The organism is Pseudomonas sp. 910_21 (assembly GCF_052850735.1).
In genome coordinates this window covers 310,608-332,385 of sequence record NZ_VXCY01000002.1, presented here as the reverse complement: position 1 = coordinate 332,385, position 21,778 = coordinate 310,608, and the positions used below count along the sequence as shown (strand labels likewise).

The 21,778-nt window shown below is 63.5% G+C and carries 17 protein-coding genes; 8 read left to right on the top strand and 9 right to left on the bottom strand.

What is annotated here, in order from left to right; genetic code table 11:
• Window positions 1-82 precede the first annotated feature (82 nt).
• On the top strand, window positions 83-730 hold the full coding sequence (locus FW796_RS06595) for a carboxypeptidase-like regulatory domain-containing protein (protein WP_404937576.1): 648 nt from the start codon (window positions 83-85) through the stop codon (window positions 728-730).
• Here FW796_RS06595 and FW796_RS06590 read toward each other — a convergent pair.
• Window positions 708-2,366, bottom strand: coding sequence for an ATP-binding response regulator (locus FW796_RS06590; RefSeq protein ID WP_446439160.1), 1,659 nt, complete (start codon window positions 2,364-2,366; stop codon window positions 708-710). The genes FW796_RS06595 and FW796_RS06590 overlap by 23 nt on opposite strands.
• A gap of 146 nt (window positions 2,367-2,512) precedes the next feature.
• Between FW796_RS06590 and FW796_RS06585 the strand changes: the two genes are divergently transcribed.
• Together FW796_RS06585 and FW796_RS06580 are read left to right on the top strand one after the other, a co-directional pair.
• Entirely contained in the window at window positions 2,513-3,130 is a 618-nt protein-coding gene (locus FW796_RS06585; protein ID WP_346633985.1) for a response regulator transcription factor, read from the top strand.
• 204 nt (window positions 3,131-3,334) lie between these two features.
• On the top strand, window positions 3,335-3,766 hold the full coding sequence (locus FW796_RS06580; protein ID WP_346633984.1) for a HEAT repeat domain-containing protein: 432 nt from the start codon (window positions 3,335-3,337) through the stop codon (window positions 3,764-3,766).
• A 46-nt stretch (window positions 3,767-3,812) separates the two neighbouring features.
• Here the strand turns inward: FW796_RS06580 and FW796_RS06575 are convergent, their stop codons facing one another.
• Complete coding sequence (locus FW796_RS06575; protein WP_346633983.1) at window positions 3,813-6,155, bottom strand: putative bifunctional diguanylate cyclase/phosphodiesterase; 2,343 nt, start codon at window positions 6,153-6,155, stop codon at window positions 3,813-3,815.
• A gap of 402 nt (window positions 6,156-6,557) precedes the next feature.
• Between FW796_RS06575 and lon the strand changes: the two genes are divergently transcribed.
• The 5 genes from lon to cmoB all read left to right on the top strand — a co-directional run bounded on the left by lon (window position 6,558) and on the right by cmoB (window position 12,034).
• The gene (gene lon, locus FW796_RS06570; protein WP_446439159.1) at window positions 6,558-8,978 is read left to right on the top strand and encodes an endopeptidase La; all 2,421 of its coding nucleotides are present in this window, start codon (window positions 6,558-6,560) and stop codon (window positions 8,976-8,978) included.
• A 159-nt stretch (window positions 8,979-9,137) separates the two neighbouring features.
• On the top strand, window positions 9,138-9,530 hold the full coding sequence (locus FW796_RS06565; RefSeq protein WP_346633981.1) for a protease inhibitor I42 family protein: 393 nt from the start codon (window positions 9,138-9,140) through the stop codon (window positions 9,528-9,530).
• A gap of 1 nt (window position 9,531) precedes the next feature.
• Window positions 9,532-10,167, top strand: a complete 636-nt coding sequence (locus FW796_RS06560) for a lysoplasmalogenase (protein WP_404937578.1) — start codon at window positions 9,532-9,534, stop codon at window positions 10,165-10,167.
• A gap of 170 nt (window positions 10,168-10,337) precedes the next feature.
• Window positions 10,338-11,081 carry a carboxy-S-adenosyl-L-methionine synthase CmoA gene (gene cmoA / locus FW796_RS06555; RefSeq protein WP_346633979.1) on the top strand — a complete coding sequence of 248 codons (744 nt, stop codon included), beginning with the start codon at window positions 10,338-10,340 and terminating at the stop codon, window positions 11,079-11,081.
• Entirely contained in the window at window positions 11,078-12,034 is a 957-nt protein-coding gene (cmoB, locus tag FW796_RS06550) for a tRNA 5-methoxyuridine(34)/uridine 5-oxyacetic acid(34) synthase CmoB (RefSeq protein ID WP_404937579.1), read from the top strand. The genes cmoA and cmoB overlap by 4 nt, the downstream gene beginning before the upstream one ends.
• Window positions 12,035-12,177: 143 nt before the next feature.
• On the opposite strand, the gene tadA is transcribed toward cmoB, so the two are convergent.
• The 7 genes from tadA to treP form a co-directional block, all read right to left on the bottom strand.
• Window positions 12,178-12,666 carry a tRNA adenosine(34) deaminase TadA gene (tadA, locus tag FW796_RS06545; protein ID WP_103741932.1) on the bottom strand — a complete coding sequence of 163 codons (489 nt, stop codon included), beginning with the start codon at window positions 12,664-12,666 and terminating at the stop codon, window positions 12,178-12,180.
• Complete coding sequence (locus tag FW796_RS06540; protein WP_346633977.1) at window positions 12,666-14,042, bottom strand: multicopper oxidase family protein; 1,377 nt, start codon at window positions 14,040-14,042, stop codon at window positions 12,666-12,668. Before FW796_RS06540 ends, tadA begins: the two co-directional genes overlap by 1 nt.
• Before the next feature lie 198 nt (window positions 14,043-14,240).
• Entirely contained in the window at window positions 14,241-14,531 is a 291-nt protein-coding gene (locus FW796_RS06535) for a PTS transporter subunit EIIB (protein WP_404937581.1), read from the bottom strand.
• A 2-nt stretch (window positions 14,532-14,533) separates the two neighbouring features.
• Window positions 14,534-17,065 carry a phosphoenolpyruvate--protein phosphotransferase gene (ptsP, locus tag FW796_RS06530; protein WP_446439158.1) on the bottom strand — a complete coding sequence of 844 codons (2,532 nt, stop codon included), beginning with the start codon at window positions 17,063-17,065 and terminating at the stop codon, window positions 14,534-14,536.
• Window positions 17,066-17,125: 60 nt separating this feature from the next.
• A complete protein-coding gene (locus FW796_RS06525) occupies window positions 17,126-18,349 on the bottom strand; it encodes a carbohydrate porin (protein ID WP_446439157.1) in 1,224 nt (407 codons plus the stop codon).
• A 109-nt stretch (window positions 18,350-18,458) separates the two neighbouring features.
• On the bottom strand, window positions 18,459-20,105 hold the full coding sequence (treC, locus tag FW796_RS06520) for an alpha,alpha-phosphotrehalase (protein WP_446439156.1): 1,647 nt from the start codon (window positions 20,103-20,105) through the stop codon (window positions 18,459-18,461).
• A gap of 60 nt (window positions 20,106-20,165) precedes the next feature.
• Window positions 20,166-21,608: a PTS system trehalose-specific EIIBC component gene (gene treP, locus FW796_RS06515; protein WP_123724683.1), complete on the bottom strand. Its 1,443-nt coding sequence runs from the start codon at window positions 21,606-21,608 to the stop codon at window positions 20,166-20,168.
• Window positions 21,609-21,778 lie beyond the last annotated feature (170 nt).

Sequence of the window (21,778 nt, the reverse complement as noted above, 5' to 3'; positions counted from 1 at the left end):
GTTCGCGGCGAACACCGGCACCTGCGCCATGGCAGGGCTGTGTCGCGCGAACATTGCAACTTCTTCAAAAGGTTCTGAACCCATGAACTCCCGCTTACTCATGGTGGCAGGCACAGTCCTGCTCGCCTGTGCCTTGAGTGCCTGCGCGCCGCGCCAGGGACGAACCCTGGACGAATACCCGCCGGTAAAGATCCCCACCGTGCAGTACCCCACCGTCCCCTTCGATACCCAGGCCGCGCGCGCCGCCCTGCAACCCGGCAACGCAACGCTCACCGGCAAGTTCTGCATCGTCGGCAACGACGGCATCGAGAACAGCGGCAATGTGGAGATCTATCTCTACCCGGTCACCCCGCACTTGCAGGCCTGGCATGACTTGCGCAGGTCCCAGCCCGAGGGCGCGCCGGTGAGCATGGCCCCCGAGGCCGTGGCCGTGCACCGGGTGACCCGGACCAACGGCAACGGCATCTTCCAGTTCACGGGCCTGCAACCGGGCCGGTACTTCGTCCAGGGCCAGGACAGTGTGTACGGCACCAGTCGCTGGAACGAGTACGTGGGCACCGGCCAGAGCAACACCAACTACGGGCCGGTGACCACTCACTACTACACCGAGCGCAGTTCGACCTCTTCGTACTCGGGCATGCTGGACAACTTCGTCGAGCTCGCCAGTGGCGAGAACAAGAAGCTGACCATGACCAACTACCCCCTGCTTATCCCGTGCCGGACCTGGTAGCAGCCCCTTGCGTCACGGCCCTGTGACTGGACGCCATCGGCGCCTCGCGCAGGGCCCGCAAGGTGCCCCGCAGTTCCACCGGGTGCACCGGCTTGGAGAGGATGGCGATGTTGCGATCGTGCAGAGCGGCGTGGATTTTCTCGAGGTCGTGTCCGGTGATGATCAAGGCCGGCACTTCCCAGCCCCGCTGCTGGCGGATGCTGTCGATGCACTCGATGCCCGAGGCGCGGGTGCCCAGGTCGTAGTCGGCGACGATGATGTCGCAGTCGGTCAGCAGATCTTCCCCGCTCGACTCGGCCTGGACCACGCAGCCCCAGCGTTCCAGCAGCGCCGAGGTGGCCAGCAGGACGTTGCGGTCATCTTCCACCAGACAGACCCGCAACCCGGTCAGCAAGCCGCTCTGCAACGCCTCGTCACGGCCGTGCAAACGCTGCGGCGCGGCCAGAACCAAGCCATGCAGGCTGACGGCAGTACCATGATCGACCCGCGAGCGGAGCGTCACCTGCAGGTCGGTCAACTGCCCCAGGCGTTTGACGATGGACAGGCCCAGCCCCACCCCTTCGACGTCCTTGTCCCGTAGCTGGCGGACCCGGTAGAACTCATCGAAGATCTTCGGCAGGTGCTCCTCGGCGATGCCCCGGCCCTGGTCATAGATGACAATGGCCAGGCCCTGTCCACGACGACGCACACCAATCAGCACTGGCCGTTCCGCAGCGTATTTGAAGCAGTTGGACAGCACGTTCTGCACCATGGTCGCCAACAACCCCGGGTCGACCCGCACCCAATGGGCACAAGGCCGCAACCGCAGTTCGACCCCGGCCCAGCGCGCCGCTTCGGTGTTCTGACGCACCAGGTCCCGCAGTAACTCCCCCAGGTGCACGGTTTCGTACTTGGGCTGCACGCGTCCGTTGTCCAGGGTGTAAAGATCGAGGATCGAACGAAACAACTGCGACACGTTGAGCAGCGAACGGTCGATGTTGTCCACCAAGCGCCGCTCTTCCCCCCCAAGGTTGGCCTCGCGCAAGCAAGCGGTAAACAGGCCGATGGAGTGAATCGGCTGGCGCAGGTCGTGGCTGGCCTGGGCCAGGAAACGGGACTTTTCCAGGTTCGCGGCGATGGCTTCTTCCGAAGCCAGGCGGGTGCGCTTGAGCAGGATATGGGCGTACACCGGAATCACCGTGCTGGTGATCATCAGCATCAGCACCATGTACGGCTGGGCCTGCCAATAGGGGGTCAGCAGGTAGACCATGAACAGTGCGAACTGCGCCAGAACGGTGGCGATGGCCAGGTAGCGCGAGCCAAAGCGCATGCCATTGCCCAGGTTCACCCAGACCATCACCGCGTAGATCGGCAGCGCCCCTTCCCCGCCCACCACCAGTCCGTAACAGGTGCCGCTGTAGTCGTAGACCATGCCCAAAACGCGCCGCGCCGGGTAGTGCCCGGGCCAGCGGGCAATGGCCGCGCGCAGGATGATCGAACCCAGCAAGAACAGGGAAATGTAGATCATCACCGGCACATAGGTATCGACACTCTGCCCCGGCAGAAAGCCGATCAAACCAAACCAGACCAGGGCACAACTGGCCACGATAATCCGCAGGGTGGCCTGATCGAGCTCGCTGTCCTTCTCAACTTTCATGCAATCACCTCCTTGTGCAATAGGCGCTACCGTGGTCTTTTGCCGCTCTGCAAAACAGCGTATCGAACACGACCAGCGGGCAGTTACAACGCCGCGACCCACGTTAGCATGCTCACAGGACTGGATGTTTCAAGGAGTTTCAAGACATGAGATGCCGGATTATCGTCGCTGACGACCACCCGCTGTTTCGCGAAGGCATGCTGCGTACCATCCAGCGCCTGCTACCCGAGGCGGTGCTCGAAGAGGCCGGCGACCTGACGGCGGTGCTGACCCTGGCCCTGACCGGCGAGGAACCGGACTCGCTGATTCTCGACCTGCGTTTCCCCGGATTGACCTCGGTCAGCATGATTACCGACCTACGCCGACAGCTGCCCCGAACCTCGATCATCGTGGTATCGATGGTGGACAACCAGGACCTGATCGGCGAAGTCATGGCCGCCGGCGCCGACGGCTTTATCGGCAAGAGCATCAGCCCGGAGGAGATCGGCCAGGCAATCCTGGCCATTCGCCAGGGCGAAGTGGTGGTCAAGTACGCACCTTCAGGCTTGCTGCTGCCCCTGGATGCCTGCGCCGAGATCAGCCAGTTGACCAACCGCCAGCAAGAGGTGCTGCGCCTGATCGCCCAGGGCAAGACCAACAAGGAAATCGCCCGGGAGCTGGATATCTCGCCGTTCACCGTGCGCATCCATGTCTCGTCCCTGTTGCATACCCTGAAGGTGCCCTCCCGGGCAGCGGCTGCGGTGAAGTTCGCCGGGGCCTGGTAATCCGGGACAGGCTCGCGCACCAATGCCAAAGAATCGCCTCCGGCGCTGCACCGGCTGTTTGACCCGGTTGCACCTTTAACACTGGGAAGCCAGGCATAAATGAGGCAGCATCGGTCCTGGCACGCCTGTATAAACGCCATGGCATTGGGCGGCACGCCAGGAACAGCGTGCTGGCGCGGCCGCCCCACGCAGGAGAAACACATCATGAATACGGATAAACGTGATGAATTATTTGATCGGTTGCACCACTGGTTCGGTGACTCGGAAGCCACCAACTGGAACGAATACACCACCGAACAGGTGGCCAAGGGCGTGCTTCACGCCTTTACCCCGGCGCAATGGCAACGACTCGGCGAGACACTGCTGTCCCGGCCCGAGTACTGGCAGCACCGCTGCGCCGTCTCCCTGGGCGAGTTGCGAACCGCACCCGCCATCGCGTTGTTGAAACGCCTGCTGGCAGACTCGCCTTACCTGGATGTGCGAGTCATGGCGGTCTATGAGCTGGACTGGGCGCAAGCCGCCATCGAGCAGCGCTATGCGCCCTGTATCCTGGAAATCATGGACAACCTCAGTGAAGAAGGCATCGAGCCGGAGCTGCAAAGCCTGCTGACCAAGGCCGAGTCGGCCACCCTCTGAAAGCCCCCAACCTGGATGCCGGCTCCCCGCCGGCCATCCAGTCCCTTCAGCTGGACACCCGTGAACGCAACAGCCAACGCTCGAAAGCCTCGGTGGGCAACGGCCGGCTGATCAGGTAGCCCTGAACCGTGTCACAGCCCCAGCTCTCCAGCAGTTTCAGGCAATGCTCGAACTCCACCCCTTCAGCCACCACCTTGAGTCCCAGCTTGTGGCTCATTTCGATGGTCGAGCGCACGATTACCGCATCACCGCTGGTTTCGTCCAGGTTGCGGATAAAGGACTGGTCGATCTTCAGCTCCTGCACCGGTAGACGCTGCAACTGGGCCAGGGACGAATAGCCGGTTCCAAAATCATCCACCGACAGACTGATGCCGCAGCCACGCAAGCGCTGCAGCACCGCCAGCGACTGCTCCGGATGGCGCATGATGGCGCTCTCGGTGATCTCGAACACCAGTTGCTCGGCGGCCACCTGATAGCGCTCCAGGCACTCGCTGACCCGGACTTCCAGGCCGTCGTCCTCCAGGTCGCTGGCGGAGATATTCAGCGACAGGCGCACCGGCAAAGCCCGGCGACTCCACTCCGCCAACTGGCGAATACAAGCCTCGATGACCCAGGAGGTCAGGCTGTGCATGCTGCCGGTCCGCTCGGCCAGGGGAATGAACTCCGCCGGCGACACCACGCCGAACACCGGATGCTGCCAGCGCAGCAGAGCCTCGGCCTGGTGCAGGTAATCTCGACGCAGATCCAGCTTGGGCTGATACAGCAGGAACAGTTCGCCTTCGGCGGCGGCACGACGCAGATCACGGATCAAGCTGATCTGCCGCTGATGAGCCAGGTCGCGGTCTTGCTGGTAGACCTGCAGGTAACCGGGGTTGAGCGATGCATCGTGGCGGGCGATCGCCGCACGGCTGATCAATTCTTCGGCGGACTTGCCGTCGACGGGATACACCGCCATGCCCATGCAGATCTGGCGCCGCACCTCATCGCCCTGGATCAGCTGGGGTCGGCTCAACAAGCCATGGAGGCGGTCGGCCATGGCAATGGCGCCATCGAGCTCGGTGTTTTCCAGCAGCAGGAGAAACTCGCTGGCGGTGATCCGCGCGGCGGTATCGCCCTGGGACAGCACTTCACGCAGCCGCCGGCTCAGCTCCCTCATCATCTGCTCCAGCCCTTCAGTGCCGAAGCCTTCGTTGATCGCCCGATAGTTGTCGATCCCCAGGTACAGCAACACCACATTGCGCCGGGCAGCGATGGCCTGGCTCAGACGCTCGATGGCCAGAGCCCGATTCGGCAGCCCGGTCAGGGCGTCATGCAGGGCGTTGTGGGCCAGTTGCCGCTCACGGGTGGCAATGGCACTTTGCATGGCGTTGAAGGCATCGGCCAGCACGCCGAATTCGTCGCTGCGCTTGATGGCCACCGTGGCCTGATAGTTGCCGGCACCGATGCGTCGGGCGGCCTGGGCCAGGTCTTCCAGAGGCCTCGAAACCCGCCGAGCCATCAGCAGGGCGAAGGCCAGGGAAATCACCAGCGCCACCATGGCGATCCACAGGAACTCCCGGTCCAGTGGCGCGAAGGCTTGCAGTGCTTGTTCCAGAGGACTTTGCAGCAAGGCCATGACCCGCGGATCGTCGGCATCCCCGGTATTGGCCAGTTGCAGTGCCTGGTTGAGAAAGCGCTGGCCATGGGCTTCGCTCATCTGCGGCAGGGACTGCCACAAAGAATCACGCAGGACATTGATGATCGGTGACCAGAAGAACTCCGGCTGGGTGCTGAACAACTCTCCGGGGTGCTCGCCGTCGACGGTCAGGAATGACACTTCAAGGTTGCTCATGGAACGCAGTTCCCGGGCGAACAGCTCGTCCATGGGAAAGCCCATCACTACCCGGGCAATGGGCAGCGACTCCAACACTTCGCCTTGCACCAGCAGATAGGGACGGCCCTTGATCGCAACGAACAACATGTGGGTGTTGTGCCGCAGCGCTCGACGCAGCGCCCGGTCGTAGGGAAAAGGCTGGTCCCGGGCAATCTCCGCCAGAGTGCTGGCGATGACTCGCCCCTCGGGGCTGAGCACGAACATCTCGCTGGAACGGATGCCCCCACGGTGCTGGGCCAGGGACGCAAGAATGTCCACCGGTTTGCCGCTGACCACAGCACGACGAAACTCCGAATCCACCACCAGCCAGTCGACACCGTATTGCAGGTTGCGGCCCCGCAGGTCCAGCAGGCGCTCGAACACTCGAGTGCCGATCTTCAATTGCAGTTGCGCCTGCTTCTCCACTGCCTGGGTGGTGGCAGTCTTCACCGCGAAATACACCGCGCCAATCAGTACCAACAGCAACAGCGCCAGCACCCCGACAATCCTTGCCTGAAAGGTTAGGCGCCACTTCATAGGGCTGCTCTCATCCACTCCGATCGCCCGCCGAGCCGGGAAAGTACCAGCGCGGGTGACGGCCGCCGGGAGCTGAAAAATCCGTTCTTCATACCCATCCCTCTAAGAAGCTGAATGCGCGCGTCAAATAAATGCCATCTTCATTCCGGCATTCCGGACACTCAGATTAATCCTCTAACTACAGAAGATCACGCAATAAAACAGGTGATCACGCAGTCATTTTATTGACATTTGATATCCGTCAAAGCCGTCAAATACCTCCACAACGTCCACTCGACGCGTCTGGACTTAGCCCCAAGGGGAGTTGAGGAGCGCTCGGAAAAAAGCTGAAACCAGTTTCCCATTGAAACCTGCCGTGACCTGCCCCATCTAACCTGCATAGCCCATCGCGCAGGAGCCTTCATGAGCGACCAGCAAGCATTTCCCGAAGATCCACGTGAGTACGTCGATCCGGAAAATACCGAACAGCCCAGTGCCCATGGCACCGGCCTGGCCCTGCCCGGGCAGAATCTGCCGGACAAGGTCTACATCATCCCGATTCACAATCGACCCTTCTTCCCGGCGCAAGTGCTGCCGGTGATCGTCAACGAAGAACCCTGGGCCGAAACCCTGGAACTGGTGAGCCAATCCGACCACCACTCCCTTGCGCTGTTTTTCATGGACACGCCCCAGGACGACCCTCGCCACTTCGACACATCCGCGTTGCCGGAGTACGGCACCCTGGTCAAGGTCCACCACGCCAGCCGCGAGAACGGCAAGCTGCAATTCGTCGCCCAGGGCCTGACCCGGGTCCGCATCCGCACCTGGCTCAAGCACCACCGTCCGCCCTATCTGGTGGAAGTCGAATACCCGCACCAGCCCAGCGAACCCACCGATGAGGTCAAGGCCTACGGCATGGCGCTGATCAACGCGATCAAGGAGCTGCTGCCGCTCAATCCGCTGTACAGCGAAGAACTGAAGAACTACCTCAACCGCTTCAGCCCCAACGACCCTTCGCCGTTGACCGACTTCGCCGCCGCCCTGACCTCCGCCACCGGCAACGACCTGCAGGAAGTGCTGGACTGCGTGCCGATGCTCAAGCGCATGGAAAAAGTCCTGCCGATGCTGCGCAAGGAAGTCGAGGTCGCGCGTCTGCAGAAAGAGATCTCCGCCGAGGTCAACCGCAAGATCGGCGAGCACCAGCGCGAGTTCTTCCTCAAGGAACAGCTCAAGGTGATCCAGCAGGAGCTGGGGCTGACCAAGGACGACCGCAGCGCCGACCTGGAACAGTTCGAGCAACGCCTGAACGGCAAGGTCCTGCCACCACAGGCGCAGAAGCGCATCGACGAGGAGATGAACAAGCTGTCGATCCTCGAAACCGGTTCGCCGGAATACGCCGTAACGCGCAATTACCTGGAATGGGCCACCGCCGTGCCCTGGGGTGTGTACGGCGCCGACAAGCTCGACCTCAAGCACGCGCGCAAGGTGCTGGACCAGCACCACGCCGGGCTTGACGACATCAAGACCCGCATCCTCGAGTTCCTCGCGGTGGGCGCCTACAAGGGTGAGATCAGCGGCTCCATCGTGCTGCTGGTGGGCCCGCCCGGCGTGGGCAAGACCAGCGTTGGCAAGTCCATCTCCGAATCCCTGGGGCGCCCCTTCTATCGCTTCAGCGTCGGCGGCATGCGCGATGAAGCCGAGATCAAGGGCCACCGCCGCACCTACATCGGCGCCCAGCCGGGCAAGCTGGTGCAGGCCCTCAAGGAAGTGGAGGTGATGAACCCGGTGATCATGCTCGACGAGATCGACAAGATGGGCCAGAGCTACCAGGGCGACCCGGCCTCGGCCCTGCTGGAGACCCTCGATCCGGAGCAGAACGTCGACTTCCTCGACCATTACCTGGACCTGCGCATGGACCTGTCCAAGGTGCTGTTCGTGTGCACCGCCAACACCCTGGATTCAATCCCCGGCCCGCTGCTCGACCGCATGGAAGTGATTCGCCTGTCGGGTTACATCACCGAGGAAAAACTCGCCATCGCCAAGCGCCACCTGTGGCCCAAGCAGTTGGCGAAAGCCGGTGTGGCCAAGAGCAGCCTGAGCATCAGCGACAGTGCCCTGCGCACGGTGATCGACAGTTACGCCCGGGAAGCCGGGGTGCGCCAACTGGAGAAACAGCTGGGCAAGCTGGTGCGCAAGGCGGTGGTCAAGCTGCTGGACGAGCCGGATGCAAACATCAAGATCGGGCCCAAGGACCTGGAAGCTTCCCTGGGCATGCCGGTGTTCCGCAACGAGCAGGTCCTGAGTGGCACCGGGGTCATCACCGGCCTGGCCTGGACCAGCATGGGCGGCGCGACCCTGCCCATCGAGGCGACGCGGATTCACACCCACAACCGCGGCTTCAAGCTCACCGGGCAACTGGGTGACGTGATGAAAGAGTCGGCGGAGATCGCCTACAGCTACGTCAGTTCGCACCTCAAGCAGTTCGGTGGCGACAGCAAGTTCTTCGACGAAGCCTTCGTCCACCTGCACGTTCCTGAAGGCGCCACGCCCAAGGATGGCCCGAGTGCCGGGGTGACCATGGCCAGCGCCCTGCTGTCTCTGGCGCGCAACCAGCCGCCGAAAAAAGGCGTGGCCATGACCGGCGAGCTGACCCTCACCGGCCACGTGCTGCCCATTGGTGGAGTGCGCGAGAAAGTCATCGCCGCGCGGCGGCAGAAGATCCACGAGCTGATCCTGCCGGAACCCAACCGCGGGCATTTCGAGGAACTGCCGGACTACCTCAAGGAAGGCATCACCGTGCATTTCGCCAAGCGTTTTGCCGACGTGGCCAAAGTGCTGTTCTAAATCCCTTCGCCGGCAAGCCGGCTCCTACAGGTTGTCCCGTGTAGGAGCCGGCTTGCCGGCGAAGAGGTCATAACCGCCAACCTCCATCCCCACCCCACACCGCCCATCATCTTCAGTTATGCTCGCCGTTCGTCACGAATGATCGGAGCTTCCTGACCCATGCCCGCACCCCGCCTTCTTGCCCTGCTCAGCTTCGCCCTGCTGGCCGCCTGCGCCAGCCAACCCAAGCAAAACGTCACCGTAGAAAACCAGAGCCAGTGCCCCCTGCAATTGCACAACGGGCAAACCCTGACCCTGACCCTGCCCAGCAATCCCACCACTGGCTATCGCTGGGCGATCCAGGATTCGGCCGGCGGCATCCTGCGCAAGGTCAGCCCCGAGGTCTACAGCAATCCCGAGAACACCGGCCTGGTGGGCAGCGGTGGTCAATCCACCTGGCGTTTCCAGGCTTTCGCCAGCGGCCAGGGCCGGCTGCTACTGACCTATCAGCAACCCTGGGCACCGGAAGAAGCACCGGTGAAAGCCTTCGACTGCTCGATCACGGTCAACTGAGATGGGCTGGCTGATTCTTGCGCTAATGGGCGCCGCCACCTTCATCTACGGGGTGAGCGTGCATGCCACGCTGCTCTGCCTGCTGGTCAAGCCGCTGCCGGTGCTGGCACTGCTGGGCTGGTTGCACGATGCGCCGCCGGGGGACTATCGCCGCTGGATCATCATCGGCCTGTTGTTCTCGGTGCTGGGGGACGTGCTGCTGGCCTGGCCCTCGGACCTGTTCGTGTTCGGCCTCGGGGCGTTTCTGGTGGCGCACCTGGCCTACCTCAAGGCTTATCTCAGTGACTGCCGGCGCCCGGCGCTGCTGCCCTTGCTGGTGGCACTGGCCATTGGCGCGGTGCTGTTGAGCATCCTGATTTCCCACGGCCTGGGCCCGTTGCTGATCCCGGTAATCGTCTACGCCCTGACCATCAGCGCCATGCTCTGGCGGGCCCTGGCACGCCTGGGCTCGACAGTGCCCACGCGCTCGGCGGCCCTGGCCGCAGTGGGCGCCCTGAGCTTCGCCTTCTCCGACAGCCTGATCGGCATCAGCCGCTTCGTGGTGGCCTTCGATGCCGCGCCCTACCTGATCATCATTTTCTACTGGCTGGGCCAGTGGGGCATTGCCGCTTCGGCATTCAGCCAGAAGCCGCGCTGACCCACCTTCGCCGACAGGCCGGTCCCTACAATCTGTAGGGGCCGGCTTGCCGGCGAACAGCACCACACCTTGTGTCGCCCTCGCCCCCCTGAAGGCCCTTCGGGCCTTATCGCAAGCGGCGCCAGCGGCTACAATGCCGCCCTCTTTTTATCTCCATCGCCGGAACCGCCGTGAGCAAAGAACCCGACCGCCTATTCGCCCAGCCCCTGGCCCAGGTGCCCGACTTCGCCTTTAACGAGGATGTGGTGCGGGTGTTCCCGGACATGATCAAGCGCTCGGTGCCGGGTTACCCGACCATTGTCGAGAACCTCGGGGTACTGGCAGCGCAGTTCGCCCAGCCCAACAGCGTGCTCTACGACCTGGGCTCATCCCTGGGCGCGGTGACCCAGGCCTTGCGCCGCCATGTGCGCACCGACGGTTGCCGGGTCATCGCCGTGGACAATTCGGCGGCCATGGTCGAGCGCTGTCGGGAATACCTCAACGGCCAGGACTCGATGTTCCAGGAGCTGCTGCCGGTGCAGGTGATCGAAGGCGATATCCTGGCCCTGGAGTTCCAGCCGGCCTCGGTGGTGGCCTTGAACTTCACCCTGCAGTTCATCGCCCCCGAGCAGCGCCTGGCCCTGCTCGGGCGCATCCGCCAGTCGCTGCTGCCCGGCGGCGCGCTGATCCTCTCGGAGAAGCTGCGCTTCAACGACACCGAGGAACACGCCCTGCTCACCGACCTGCACATCGCCTTCAAACGCGCCAACGGCTACAGCGAACTGGAAATTGCCCAGAAGCGCAGCGCCATCGAAAACGTCATGAAGCCCGACAGTCTCGAAGAACACCGCGAACGCCTGCTGGCCGCTGGGTTCTCGAAAGTCGTGCCGTGGTTCCAGTGTCTTAATTTTGCCTCGTTGATTGCCCTGCCATGATTGATCTGTCCCCCCTCGCTCGCCGTCTGGCGGGCACGCCCCTGGCCGAATGGGCCAACGGCCTGCAAGCCCAGCTCGATACCAAGATGGAAAAGGGCCATGGCGACCTGGAGCGCTGGCAGAGCGCCCTGGATGCGCTTCCGAAGATCCAGCCCAGCGAAGTCGACCTGATCAATGGCCTGCGCCTGGACACCGATTGCGATGACGCCACCCGAGCGCAGATGTGTACTGCGCTGATGGGCCTGTCGCCATGGCGCAAGGGGCCGTTCGATCTGTTCGGCGTGCACGTGGACACCGAATGGCGCTCGGACTGGAAATGGTCCCGGGTCGCCCCGCACCTGAACCTTGAAGGCAAGCGCATCCTCGATGTCGGCTGCGGCAATGGCTACTACATGTGGCGCATGCTCGGCGCCGGCGCCCACAGCGTGATCGGTGTCGACCCCAACTGGCTGTTCTTCTGCCAGTTCCAGGCGGTGCAGCGCTACTTGTCGGAGCCTTCGGTGTGGCACCTGCCGTTCCCCTTCGAAGATCTGCCGGCCAACCTGGAAGGCTTCGACACGGTGTTTTCCATGGGGGTGTTCTACCACCGCCGCTCGCCCATCGAGCACCTGCTGGCGTTGAAGGACTGCCTGGTCAAGGGCGGCGAACTGGTGCTGGAAACCCTGGTGGTGGAAGGCGATCAGCATCAGGTACTGGTGCCGGAAGACCGCTACGCGCAGATGCGCAACGTGTGGTTCCTGCCGTCGGTGCCGGCTCTGGAACTGTGGTTGCGCCGCGCCGGGTTCAGCGACGTGCGGTGCGTGGATGTCAGCGTGACCAGCGTCGAGGAGCAGCGCGGTACCGAGTGGATGAAGTACCAGTCCCTCAGCGACTTCCTCGATCCCAACGACCACAGCAAGACCATCGAAGGCCTGCCGGCGCCGATGCGCGCGGTGATTGTCGCCAAAAAATAACGCCGCCCTCACCCTGTAGGAGCTGGCCGGGCGGCGTTCCGCTTGCCAGCGAAGGCGCCCGCCAAAGCGGTGCAAGGCTCAAGGGCCTCTTCGCCGGCAAGCCGGCTCCTACGGTTTGGTGTAGGCCGCGAACCGGTTTGCGCTCAGCGCGCTCGACGCGCCTTGAAGAACTCGCTCAACACCGTGCCGCACTCTTCGGCCAATACCCCGCCCTCGTACAGCACTCGATGATTGAGGAAACCCTGGGTGAAGAACTGGCCCTGGCTCTGCACGATGCCGGCCTTGGGTTCCAGGGCGCCGTACACCACTCGGGCAATGCGCGAATGGACGATCAGCCCGGCGCACATGCTGCAAGGCTCCAGGGTCACGTACAGGGTGCTGCCAGGCAGCCGGTAATTGCTCAGCGCCTGGGCCGCCGCGCGGATCGCCACCATCTCGGCGTGGGCGCTAGGGTCACTGCCGCTGATGGGGCAGTTGTAGCCGCGGCCGATAATCTGCCCATCCAGTACCAGCACCGCGCCCACCGGCACTTCCCCCAGGGCGGCGCCTTGGGCGGCCAGGGCCAGGGCTTCGCGCATGAAGTCCTGGTCGCGACTGCGGTCGATGATCGGCGCCGGGCGTATCTGACGCATCACACCACCTCGATGGCGGCCATCAGGCCGGTTTCCATGTGGTCGATCACGTGGCAGTGGAACATCCAGACCCCGGGGTTATCCGCCACCAGCGCCACGCGGGCACGTTCGTTCTTGCCCAGCAGGTAGGTGTCGGTGAAATACGGAGTGATCTTCTTGCGGTTCGAGGCGATGACTTTGAAGCTCATGCCGTGCAAGTGGATCGGGTGTTGGTACTGGGTCATGTTCTTCAATTCGAAAATGTAGCTCTTGCCCTTTTTCAGCGTGGCAATCGGGCGGTCGGCGCAGGTCTTGTCGGTGATGTCCCAGGCCTTGCCGTTGATCTGCCACAGGCTGGGCGGCTTGCCATTGTCCAGGTTCACCGAAACCGAGCCAACCCACTCGAAATTGAAGTTGAGCTTCTCGGCGTTGTCGAGATCCGGCTCGGCCACCGGGTTGGCCGGCAGGGCTGGTGGCCAGGTAGTAGGTGCATCAGTGTTGGCCACCGAGCGCAACGTGCCCAGGCGCACCGGCCCGTTACGCAAGGACAGTTCCTCCCCCGCTGCCGGCGCCTTGATCGCCAGGCAGATGCGCATGCCCGGGCCCAACCAGTATTCCTTGCCCAAGGGCCGCGGCTCGATGGGGTTGCCGTCCAGCGCATAGATCTGTGCTTCGACATCCGGAATGTTGATGCGGTAGGTCAGGGTGTTGTCCAGGTTGAGCAGGCGCACCCGGGTGATCTGCCCGGCCGGCAGGTCGATCACCGCCTGGGACACGCCGTTGATGGTGGACAGGCGCCCGGCGGTACCGCCTCGCGCCGCCTCCCGAGGAATGCTGAAGGGCATGAACGCGCCCTCTTCATCCACGTGCCAGCTTTTCAGGCTCAGGGTGCGCTCGTACTGGAAGCCGGTGGGTTCGCGTTCTTCGATGATCAGCGGGCCCACCAGGCCACGGCCCAGTTCTTCACTGCTGTTCACATGGGGGTGATACCAGTAGCTGCCGGCATCCGGTACGCGGAACTTGTAGTCGAAGTATTCGCCGGGCAGCACCGGCAGTTGCGAGACGTAAGGCACGCCGTCCATTTCCAGGGGCAGGCGGATGCCGTGCCAGTGGATGGTGGTGGCCACGGGCAGGTGGTTGATAAAACGTACCCGCAGCCACTCGCCTTGACGTACCCGCAGCTCGGTACCCGGTGCCGATGGTCCGAAGGCCCAGGCCTCGGTCTTGTGCCCCGGCACCAGCTCCACATCCAGGGGCGCGGCAATCAGCTCGTAGTCGTGGCCCGCTTCAGCGTCAGCCATTTTCCCCAGCCAGTAACGCGAGGCGCCACCCGCTCCCACGCCCACCACTACCAGACCGGCCAGACCACCGAGTATTTGTCGACGGGTAAAGGACATGGACTCAACTACCTCACGTATCTGCGGCGGACCCAGGCCCGCAAAAGGCGAATACGATACACCCGCAGTTGAGAAACAGTAAGGCCGGCGCGGCGACCGGACGCAGGCAGGACGGGGAAACGGGGGGTATTTTCGAGCATCTGCTCGCTGGCAAGCCCGCCGCTCTCGTAGGAGCCGGCTTGCCGGCGAACAAGCCCCTCAGCCCTGCAATCCCAACAGCAGATGCACCACGCCACCGGCCAGGGGCATCACCGCCGGCACCCCAGCCACTCGCAGGGCGCTGCTGTCCAGCAACTGCGGATCATGCAGCTCCAGGCGCAAGCGGGTCAGGGCCAGTGGTTGCTGGCTCTTGATGTTGGCGCTGCCCCCCAGTGCCGCCAGCATCGCGTCATTCAGAACACTGCCGTTGGCCTTGGGGGCCTTCGGCTGATCAGGCACCAGATCCGGAGTCAGGGCCTTCCAGAACGCCCGTTGCAATTTCTCGAACATCTTCAGTTCTCCAGAACCAGTGAGTCGGCTGCGACTTGCTGCTGTTGCAGGTATTCGCGTACCTGTACCGCGTCTTCCAGATCGATGATCCGCGCCGCCAGGGCCTGGCACTCGCTCAGGTCCAGCTCCCGTACCCGGGCCTTGATGGCGGGGATCAGCGGCACGCTCACCGACAGTTCGTCCACTCCCAGGCCCAGCAACAGCGGCACCGCCAGGGTCTCGGAAGCCAGTGCGCCACAGACGCCGACCCACTTGCCGTGGGCATGGGCAGCCTGCACCGTTCGCGCGATCAGGCGCAGCACCGACGGATGGAAGCTGTCGGCCTGACTGGCCAGACGCGGATGATCACGGTCCATGGCCAGGGTGTATTGGGTCAGGTCGTTGGTGCCAATGGAGAAGAAGTCCACCTCCGGAGCGAAGCGGTCCGCCATCAAGGCCGCCGAAGGCACCTCGATCATGATGCCCAACTTGGGCCGCTCCGCCAGACCCAGGGCCCGAACCTCGTCATCCAGTAGCTGCCGCGCCTGACGCAGCTCCGCCAGTTGGCTGACCATCGGCAACATGATGTGCAGGCGAGCCTGCCCGGCGCTGGCGAGAATCGCCCGGAACTGCTCGCGCAGCAGTTCGGGACGCTCCAGGCACAGGCGGATACCCCGCAGGCCGAGAAAGGGGTTGACCTCGCTGTCCATGGGCACATAAGCCAGAGGCTTGTCGCCACCCACGTCCAGGGTCCGCACCACCAGATTGCGCGTCGGCCCCAAGGCCTGGGCAATGGCTCGATAGGTTTCGGCCTGCTCCTCGGGGCTGGGGGCGTGGCTGCGGTCCTGGTAGAGGAACTCCGAACGCAACAGGCCGACGCCTTCGCCTCCCAGGCTCATTGCCTGCTCGGCCTCCGCCAGAGACGCGATATTGGCCGTTACCTCCAGATGATGACCATCGCGGGTCACCGCCGGTTGCGCCGCCTGGGCCAGATGCTGACGCTGGCGCAGGCGTTGCTGCTGACGCAGGGACTCCAGTTGCTGCAGGCGTTGCGGGTCCGGGTCCGTATGCAGTTCGCCGCGATCGGCATCCAGCAGAACCTGGGAGCCGTTGGCCAGGGACAGGACTCGGGAAGACACGCCACAGATCGCCGGCAGGCCCAGGGTCCGGGCGAGGATCGCCACGTGGCTGGTGGCGCCACCGCCGACGGTGGCAAACCCCAGCACCTTGGCCGTGTCCAGGCTGGCGGTCTGCGAGGGCGTCAGTTGCTCGGCAATCAGAATCGCCTGGTCCGGCAAGCTCAGGGCATGCTCCTGCACCCCGAGAATCAGCTTGAGCACCCGTTGGCCGACGTCCGCCAGATCCACCGCGCGCTCAGCCAGCAGCGTACTGCCCAGGCCCTTGAACAGCTCGGCGGTGACCTCGATGGCGCTGTTCCAGGCAAAGGCAGCACTCTTGCCGCTGACGATCAGGGCTTCGGCCTGCTCCAACAGGCTCGGGTCGTCGAGGAGTTCCTGGTGGGCACGGAAGATTTCCTGCTGCGCTTCACCCGGGGCATTGTCCCGCAGCTGTTGCAGGCCCCGGACCGCCTCCCGCAAGGCCCGCTCAAGGACTTCGCGCTCCTGCTGCGGGTTCGCCGCCAACTCCCTTATCTGCAGGCGCTGCTCAGCCACCTGCAGCACCTGACCGACCGCCGAACCCGGTGACGCACAGACACCCCGCAGAACCGTCTCCAGCGACTCATCCCGCGCCGCTACCGGCTCAGGACTCGGCGCCACAGCACTGACCTTTTCGCCACAACCCGAGGCCAACAGCTCCACCAGAACCTGGATCGCCCGCTCGGCATCCGCACCCGCAGCACTGACCTGCAAGACATCGCCCTGCACCGTCTGCAACGCCATGATCGACACCAGGGACTTGGCGTTGGCCGAGTCCTGGCGCCGGTGCAGGCAGATGTTCGCGGCAAAGCCCTTGGCGGCCTGGGCCAGCAACGCCGCCGGACGTGCGTGCAGCCCCTGGGGGTTGCCCAGGATCAGCGGTTTGGAAAACAGCGCCTCAGCTTCAGCGTCCTCGGCGACCTCCTTCGCGGAGGCGGGCTCGATCTGCAACAGCGGCTGTCCCAGCTCCACCAGCAGGCTGCCGGACACCAGCCCCGTCACCGCCTCGCCACTGACCACCAGCATCAGGGTCAACAGGCTGCGCGCGTGCTGGGCCAGATAATCAGCATCGAACTCGATCAGTGGCTGGCCTGCCGAGACCTGCTGCCCCTCCTCCACCAGACAGATGAAGCCCTTGCCCGCCAGGTTTACCGTGTCCAGCCCGATGTGCATCAGCACCTGCTGGCCCTGTTCACCGGTGATGCTCACCGCATGGCCGCTGTGTTGCAGGTTGCTGACGACCCCGGACAGAGGCGCACAGAGGGTCTGGGAAGTCGGGTCGATGCACAGCCCGTCACCGATCACCCGGCTGGAAAACACCGGGTCCGGAACCTGGTCCAGGGGCAGCAGCATCCCGGACAGGGGCGCGAGCAATTGCAAGGGTTGGGTTATGGCCATGACGTCACCTGCTAATGATTCCTTGAAGTGCCGATGGAGCGCGAGCCCCGACAGCATCGCTTATTTCCACCAGTACTCGACCTGCAAACCGACGTTCGCACCGTGACGGGCGGTGCCGAACACACCGCTGTCGGACAGCGCGGAACCGGCCGCCAGTTCGTTGGCCGCGCGCTTGGCGGCCTCGTTCCAGCTGGCATAGGTGTAGTACAGGCGCACTTCCGGCCGGGCCCAGAAGTCTGGCCCCTTGGGTGACCAGGTAGGCGCGAAGGTGAACTTGCTGAGTTTGCGGGTGCCTCCCGGCGCCTCCACCTGATCGTGGCCAAACTCGGTCACCAGCTTGAACTGCTCGGTGATGGCATAGGCCGGGCGCACGCCCAGGGAGATCCAGTTCTGGTCCTGGCCGTCGGGGCGAATGTCCTTCTGATAGACCGCCTCTACCTGGCCACCGAAGCGCGGGGTGACCTGCCAGTCGAAGAACTCCACCAGGCGATAGCTCTTGTTGCCGTCATCCAGGTAGGGATTGCCGGTGTAGCCCAGGCCGGTACCGGGACCCTCACCGTATTGCAGGGCCAGTTTGTTCTTGCCGCCGAAAAAGTCCTTCTGCACATGCTGGGTGGTAATCGCCCAGCCATTGTGGGCACCACGGCGATCGGGCTTCTCTAGGTAGCTCAGGCCCAGCGCCAGCTCGCCGCCGGGATTGGTCTGGAAACCGGCAACGTTGAAGTCGTGACGGCTCACGGCCTGCTTCTGGTAGAGGTTGTCCTTGCGGGAAAAGGCGTAGCTGTATTTCAGATCGCCGATGCGCACGTCCTCGACCCCGCCGCCGGTGGCGCTCTGGTTCCAGTAGTAGAAGTCGGAAATATGGATGTCGTTACGCTTGTAGTAACGGCGCCCGGCCCACAACGAGCCGCCATTGAGGCTGGGCAGGTTCGACCACTGGGCGTACATCTGCGGCATGCGCGCCGAGCCGTTCTCGCCCTGGAAGGTCAGGTTGCGGTCGTAACGGTTGTAGAGCGAAGCCATGCCGTCGACGCTGAGCACCGAGCCGTCTTCCAGGGTGTACAGGTCCTGGCGCAGCTCAAGCTCGGCGTACTGTTCACACTCGTTGCCCAGACGGTACTTGGACTGCGCGCCGGGCAACTGGAAGCAAGACTGCGAGCCACTGTTCACCGAGGTGCCAAGACCGCTGCGCAGGTACCCGGCAAACTCCAGGGCCTGGGCCGGTAACGGCAATGCCAGGCACAGGCAAGACGCCGCCAGAGCGCGATTTATTGTTGTTTTCATAAGCCACCCCATTATTTTTATTGTGATGTTTGGATTCGTCGGAGCCGGTTTGGCGGCGAATGCCTGGGCCAGAAAGATCGCCTGGCCCGGTTCGCCGGCAAGCCGGCTCCTACAGGGTCAGGTGCAGGACGAAGGACTCGTAAGGCCGCAGGTGCAAGTGCTGGCTGCGCGGCTCGTGGTCCGGGTAGTTGCTGATCAGCAGACGCTGTTGCATGCCGGCGCTGATCACCGCTTCCGGCAACTCGACCTCACACGGCGAGCCGTAGAAGTTGTTCACCACCAGCAGGCGCTCGCCGTCGCCTTCACGCACATAGGCCCAGATCTGCCCATGCTCGGGCAACAACTGGCGATAAAGGCCGTGCTGGATCAGCGCCTCGTGACGACGCAAGGCAATCAGCCGGCGATAGTGATGCAGCACCGAATCTTCGTCGTCGAGTTGTGCCTCGACATTGATCTGGCTGGCATTGGCCGGTATCCCGATCCAGGGCTCGGCGCTGCTGAAACCGGCATTGACCCCGGCATTCCACTGCATCGGCGTGCGCCCGTTGTCCCGGGACTTCTGCTGGATCGCCGCCATGATGGCCTGCGGCTCTTCACCGGCCTCGCGCTTGAGGCGGTGGATGTTCAGGGTCTCGACATCGCGATACTGCTCGATCCGCTCGAAGTGCGGATTGGTCATGCCCAGTTCTTCGCCCTGGTAGATGAAAGGCGTGCCCTGAAGCAGGTGCAGCGCGGTGGCCAGCATCTTCGCCGACACTACCCGATGCTCGCCGTCGTCGCCAAAACGCGAGACCACCCGCGGCTGGTCGTGGTTACACCAGAACAGCGCATTCCAGCCGCCACCGGCCTGCATGCCGGTTTGCCAGTCGGAGAGGATGCGCTTGAGTTCGAGGAAGTCGAAATCGGCCCGCAGCCACTTCTGCTGGTTGGGGTAGTCCACCTTCAGGTGATGGAAGTTGAAGGTCATCGACAGCTCCTTCGACTCCGGATGCGAGTAACGGATGCAGTGCTCCAGGCGAGTGGAGGACATCTCGCCGACATTCACCAGATCGTGCCCGGCGAACACTTCCCGATGCATTTCCTGCAGGTACTGGTGCACGTTGGGGCCGTCGGTATAGAAGCGGCGGCCGTCGCTCTGATCCTCGGGGAAATCTGCCGGCTTGGAGATCAGGTTGATCACATCGAGGCGGAAGCCGCCGACGCCCTTGTCACGCCAGAAGCGCATCATCTTGAAGACTTCGGCACGCACCTGGGGGTTGTCCCAGTTGAGGTCGGCCTGGGTGTGATCGAACAGGTGCAGGTAGTACTGCCCGGTCTGGGCCTCGTATTCCCAGGCGGAGCCGCCGAACTTGGATTCCCAGTTGTTGGGCTCATCGCGCCAGATGTAGAAATCCCGGTAGGGGTTGTCCAGGCTGCTGCGGGCCTGCTGGAACCAGGCGTGCTCGATGGAGGTGTGGTTGACCACGATATCCAGCATCAGCTTGATCCCGCGCTTGCCGGCTTCGGCGATCAGCAGCTCGCAGTCGGCCATGCTGCCGTAGCTGGGATCGATGGCGTAGTAGTCGCTGATGTCATAGCCGTTGTCCCGTTGCGGCGAGCGCAGGAACGGGGTCAGCCACAGGCAGTCGACCCCCAGCCAGTGCAGGTAGTCGAGCTTGTCCACCACCCCCAGCAGGTCACCGGTGGCCTGGCCTTGGTGGCTGTGAAAACTTTTCGGGTAGATCTGGTAGATCACCGAACGCTGCCAGTCTTGCATGGGGGAATCCTTTGGAAAGTGCGAGGGCGTTCGCCGGCGAGCCGGCGCCTACAAGGCCGGTCAGGCCACTCGGTAGCCGGGGCGGATGATCTTCAGGCTCAGGCCGCAGGTCAGGACAAAGGGCACCACCAGGGCGATGACCATGCCAATGACGAACGTCGGGATGTACTGGGGAATGATCGAAATGAACCCCGGCAGCCCACCGACGCCGATGGCCGAGGCCTGGACCTTGTTCAGCGAGAGGAAGATGCTGCCCAGAGCCGAGCCGATCAGCGCGGCGTAGAAGGGAAACTTGTAGCGCAGGTTGACGCCGAACATCGCCGGCTCGGTGATGCCGAAGTAGGCGGAAATCGCCGAGGTCGAGGCCATGCTGCGATCACGAGCATTGCGGCTCATGGTGAATACCGCCAGGGCCGCGCTGCCCTGGGCCAGGTTGGACATGACGATCATCGGCCAGATGAAGGTGCCGCCCTGGGTGGCGATCAGTTGCAGGTCGACGGCCAGGAACATGTGGTGCATGCCGGTGATCACCAGTGGTGCGTAGAGCAGGCCGAAGATGGCGCCCCCGAGCACGGGAGCCAGGTCGAACAGGGTGACCACGCCTTCGGTGATGAGGATCCCCAGGTGCCGGGTCACGGGCCCGATGATCGCCAGGGCCAGTACGCCGGTGACCACGATGGTGGTGATGGGCACCACCAGCAGGGTGATGGCGTTGGGCACCCGGGCCCGCAGCCACTTTTCGATCACGCTCATCACATAGGCCGCCAGCAGGATCGGCAGGATCTGCCCCTGGTAGCCGACCTTCTCGATCTGGAACAGACCGAAGATATCGAAGTACGGCAGGCTCTGGCCGTCCAGCCCGGCCACAGCCTTGCCATAGTTCCAGGCATTGAGCAGGTCGGGGTGCACCAGCATCAGCCCCAGGACAATGCCGAGGATCTCGCTGCCACCAAAGCGCTTGGCCGCCGACCAGCCCACCAGGGCCGGCAGGAATACGAAAGAGGTGTTGGCCATCAGGTTGATCAGGCTCCAGAGCCCATCCAGCCCCGGGTAAGCCTCAAGCAGGGTCTTGCCCTCGATGAACATGCCCTTGGCGCCCAGCAGGTTGTTCACCCCCATCAGCAGGCCCGCGATGATCAGGGCCGGCAGGATGGGCATGAACACATCGGAGAACACCCGCACCAGACGCTGCATGGCGTTGGTCTTTTCCGCGCCCTTCTGCTTCACGTCGGCAATGGTGGAAACCGCAAGGCCCGTCTGTTCTCGCAGGGCCGCGTAGACCTTCTCTACCTCGCCAGGGCCGATCACCACCTGGAACAGGCCACCGGTGAAGAACGAACCCTTGACCAGATCGATCTGGTTGAGTGTGGCGCTGTCGACGAGGCTCGGATCCTTGAGGGCCAGGCGCAGGCGGGTCACGCAATGGGCCGCCTGTTCGAGGTTGTCGGCGCCACCGAGGCTGTGCAGCAACTCGCTGGCGATTATTGAATAGTCGTGGCTCATGCTTGTTCTTCCACCTGAGATTTTTGTTATTGGCAGCACGCCGAGGGGCAAATTACTCGTCTGTACGAGTTAAATCAATAACTCGTACAGACGAGTTTGAAATTTTCTTCCGGCGTGGCCCTGCGCCATGCTTTTTCCACCCGGGAAAGCATCACCAGGGCGCATGGACA

Bases quoted from the DNA above. Each gene is read 5' to 3' on its own strand.
- FW796_RS06590 (WP_446439160.1), bottom strand. From the start codon at position 2,366: ATGAAAGTTGAGAAGGACAGCGAGCTCGATCAGGCCACCCTGCGGATT.
- FW796_RS06560 (WP_404937578.1), top strand. From the start codon at position 9,532: ATGGGCTGGCTGATTCTTGCGCTAATGGGCGCCGCCACCTTCATCTAC.
- FW796_RS06540 (WP_346633977.1), bottom strand. From the start codon at position 14,042: ATGTCCTTTACCCGTCGACAAATACTCGGTGGTCTGGCCGGTCTGGTA.
- FW796_RS06525 (WP_446439157.1), bottom strand. From the start codon at position 18,349: ATGAAAACAACAATAAATCGCGCTCTGGCGGCGTCTTGCCTGTGCCTG.
- treP (WP_123724683.1), bottom strand. From the start codon at position 21,608: ATGAGCCACGACTATTCAATAATCGCCAGCGAGTTGCTGCACAGCCTC.
- tadA (WP_103741932.1), bottom strand. From the start codon at position 12,666: ATGCGTCAGATACGCCCGGCGCCGATCATCGACCGCAGTCGCGACCAG.
- FW796_RS06580 (WP_346633984.1), top strand. From the start codon at position 3,335: ATGAATACGGATAAACGTGATGAATTATTTGATCGGTTGCACCACTGG.
- ptsP (WP_446439158.1), bottom strand. From the start codon at position 17,065: ATGGCCATAACCCAACCCTTGCAATTGCTCGCGCCCCTGTCCGGGATG.
- FW796_RS06575 (WP_346633983.1), bottom strand. From the start codon at position 6,155: ATGAAGTGGCGCCTAACCTTTCAGGCAAGGATTGTCGGGGTGCTGGCG.
- FW796_RS06565 (WP_346633981.1), top strand. From the start codon at position 9,138: ATGCCCGCACCCCGCCTTCTTGCCCTGCTCAGCTTCGCCCTGCTGGCC.
- treC (WP_446439156.1), bottom strand. From the start codon at position 20,105: ATGCAAGACTGGCAGCGTTCGGTGATCTACCAGATCTACCCGAAAAGT.
- FW796_RS06585 (WP_346633985.1), top strand. From the start codon at position 2,513: ATGAGATGCCGGATTATCGTCGCTGACGACCACCCGCTGTTTCGCGAA.
- lon (WP_446439159.1), top strand. From the start codon at position 6,558: ATGAGCGACCAGCAAGCATTTCCCGAAGATCCACGTGAGTACGTCGAT.
- FW796_RS06595 (WP_404937576.1), top strand. From the start codon at position 83: ATGAACTCCCGCTTACTCATGGTGGCAGGCACAGTCCTGCTCGCCTGT.
- cmoB (WP_404937579.1), top strand. From the start codon at position 11,078: ATGATTGATCTGTCCCCCCTCGCTCGCCGTCTGGCGGGCACGCCCCTG.
- FW796_RS06535 (WP_404937581.1), bottom strand. From the start codon at position 14,531: ATGTTCGAGAAATTGCAACGGGCGTTCTGGAAGGCCCTGACTCCGGAT.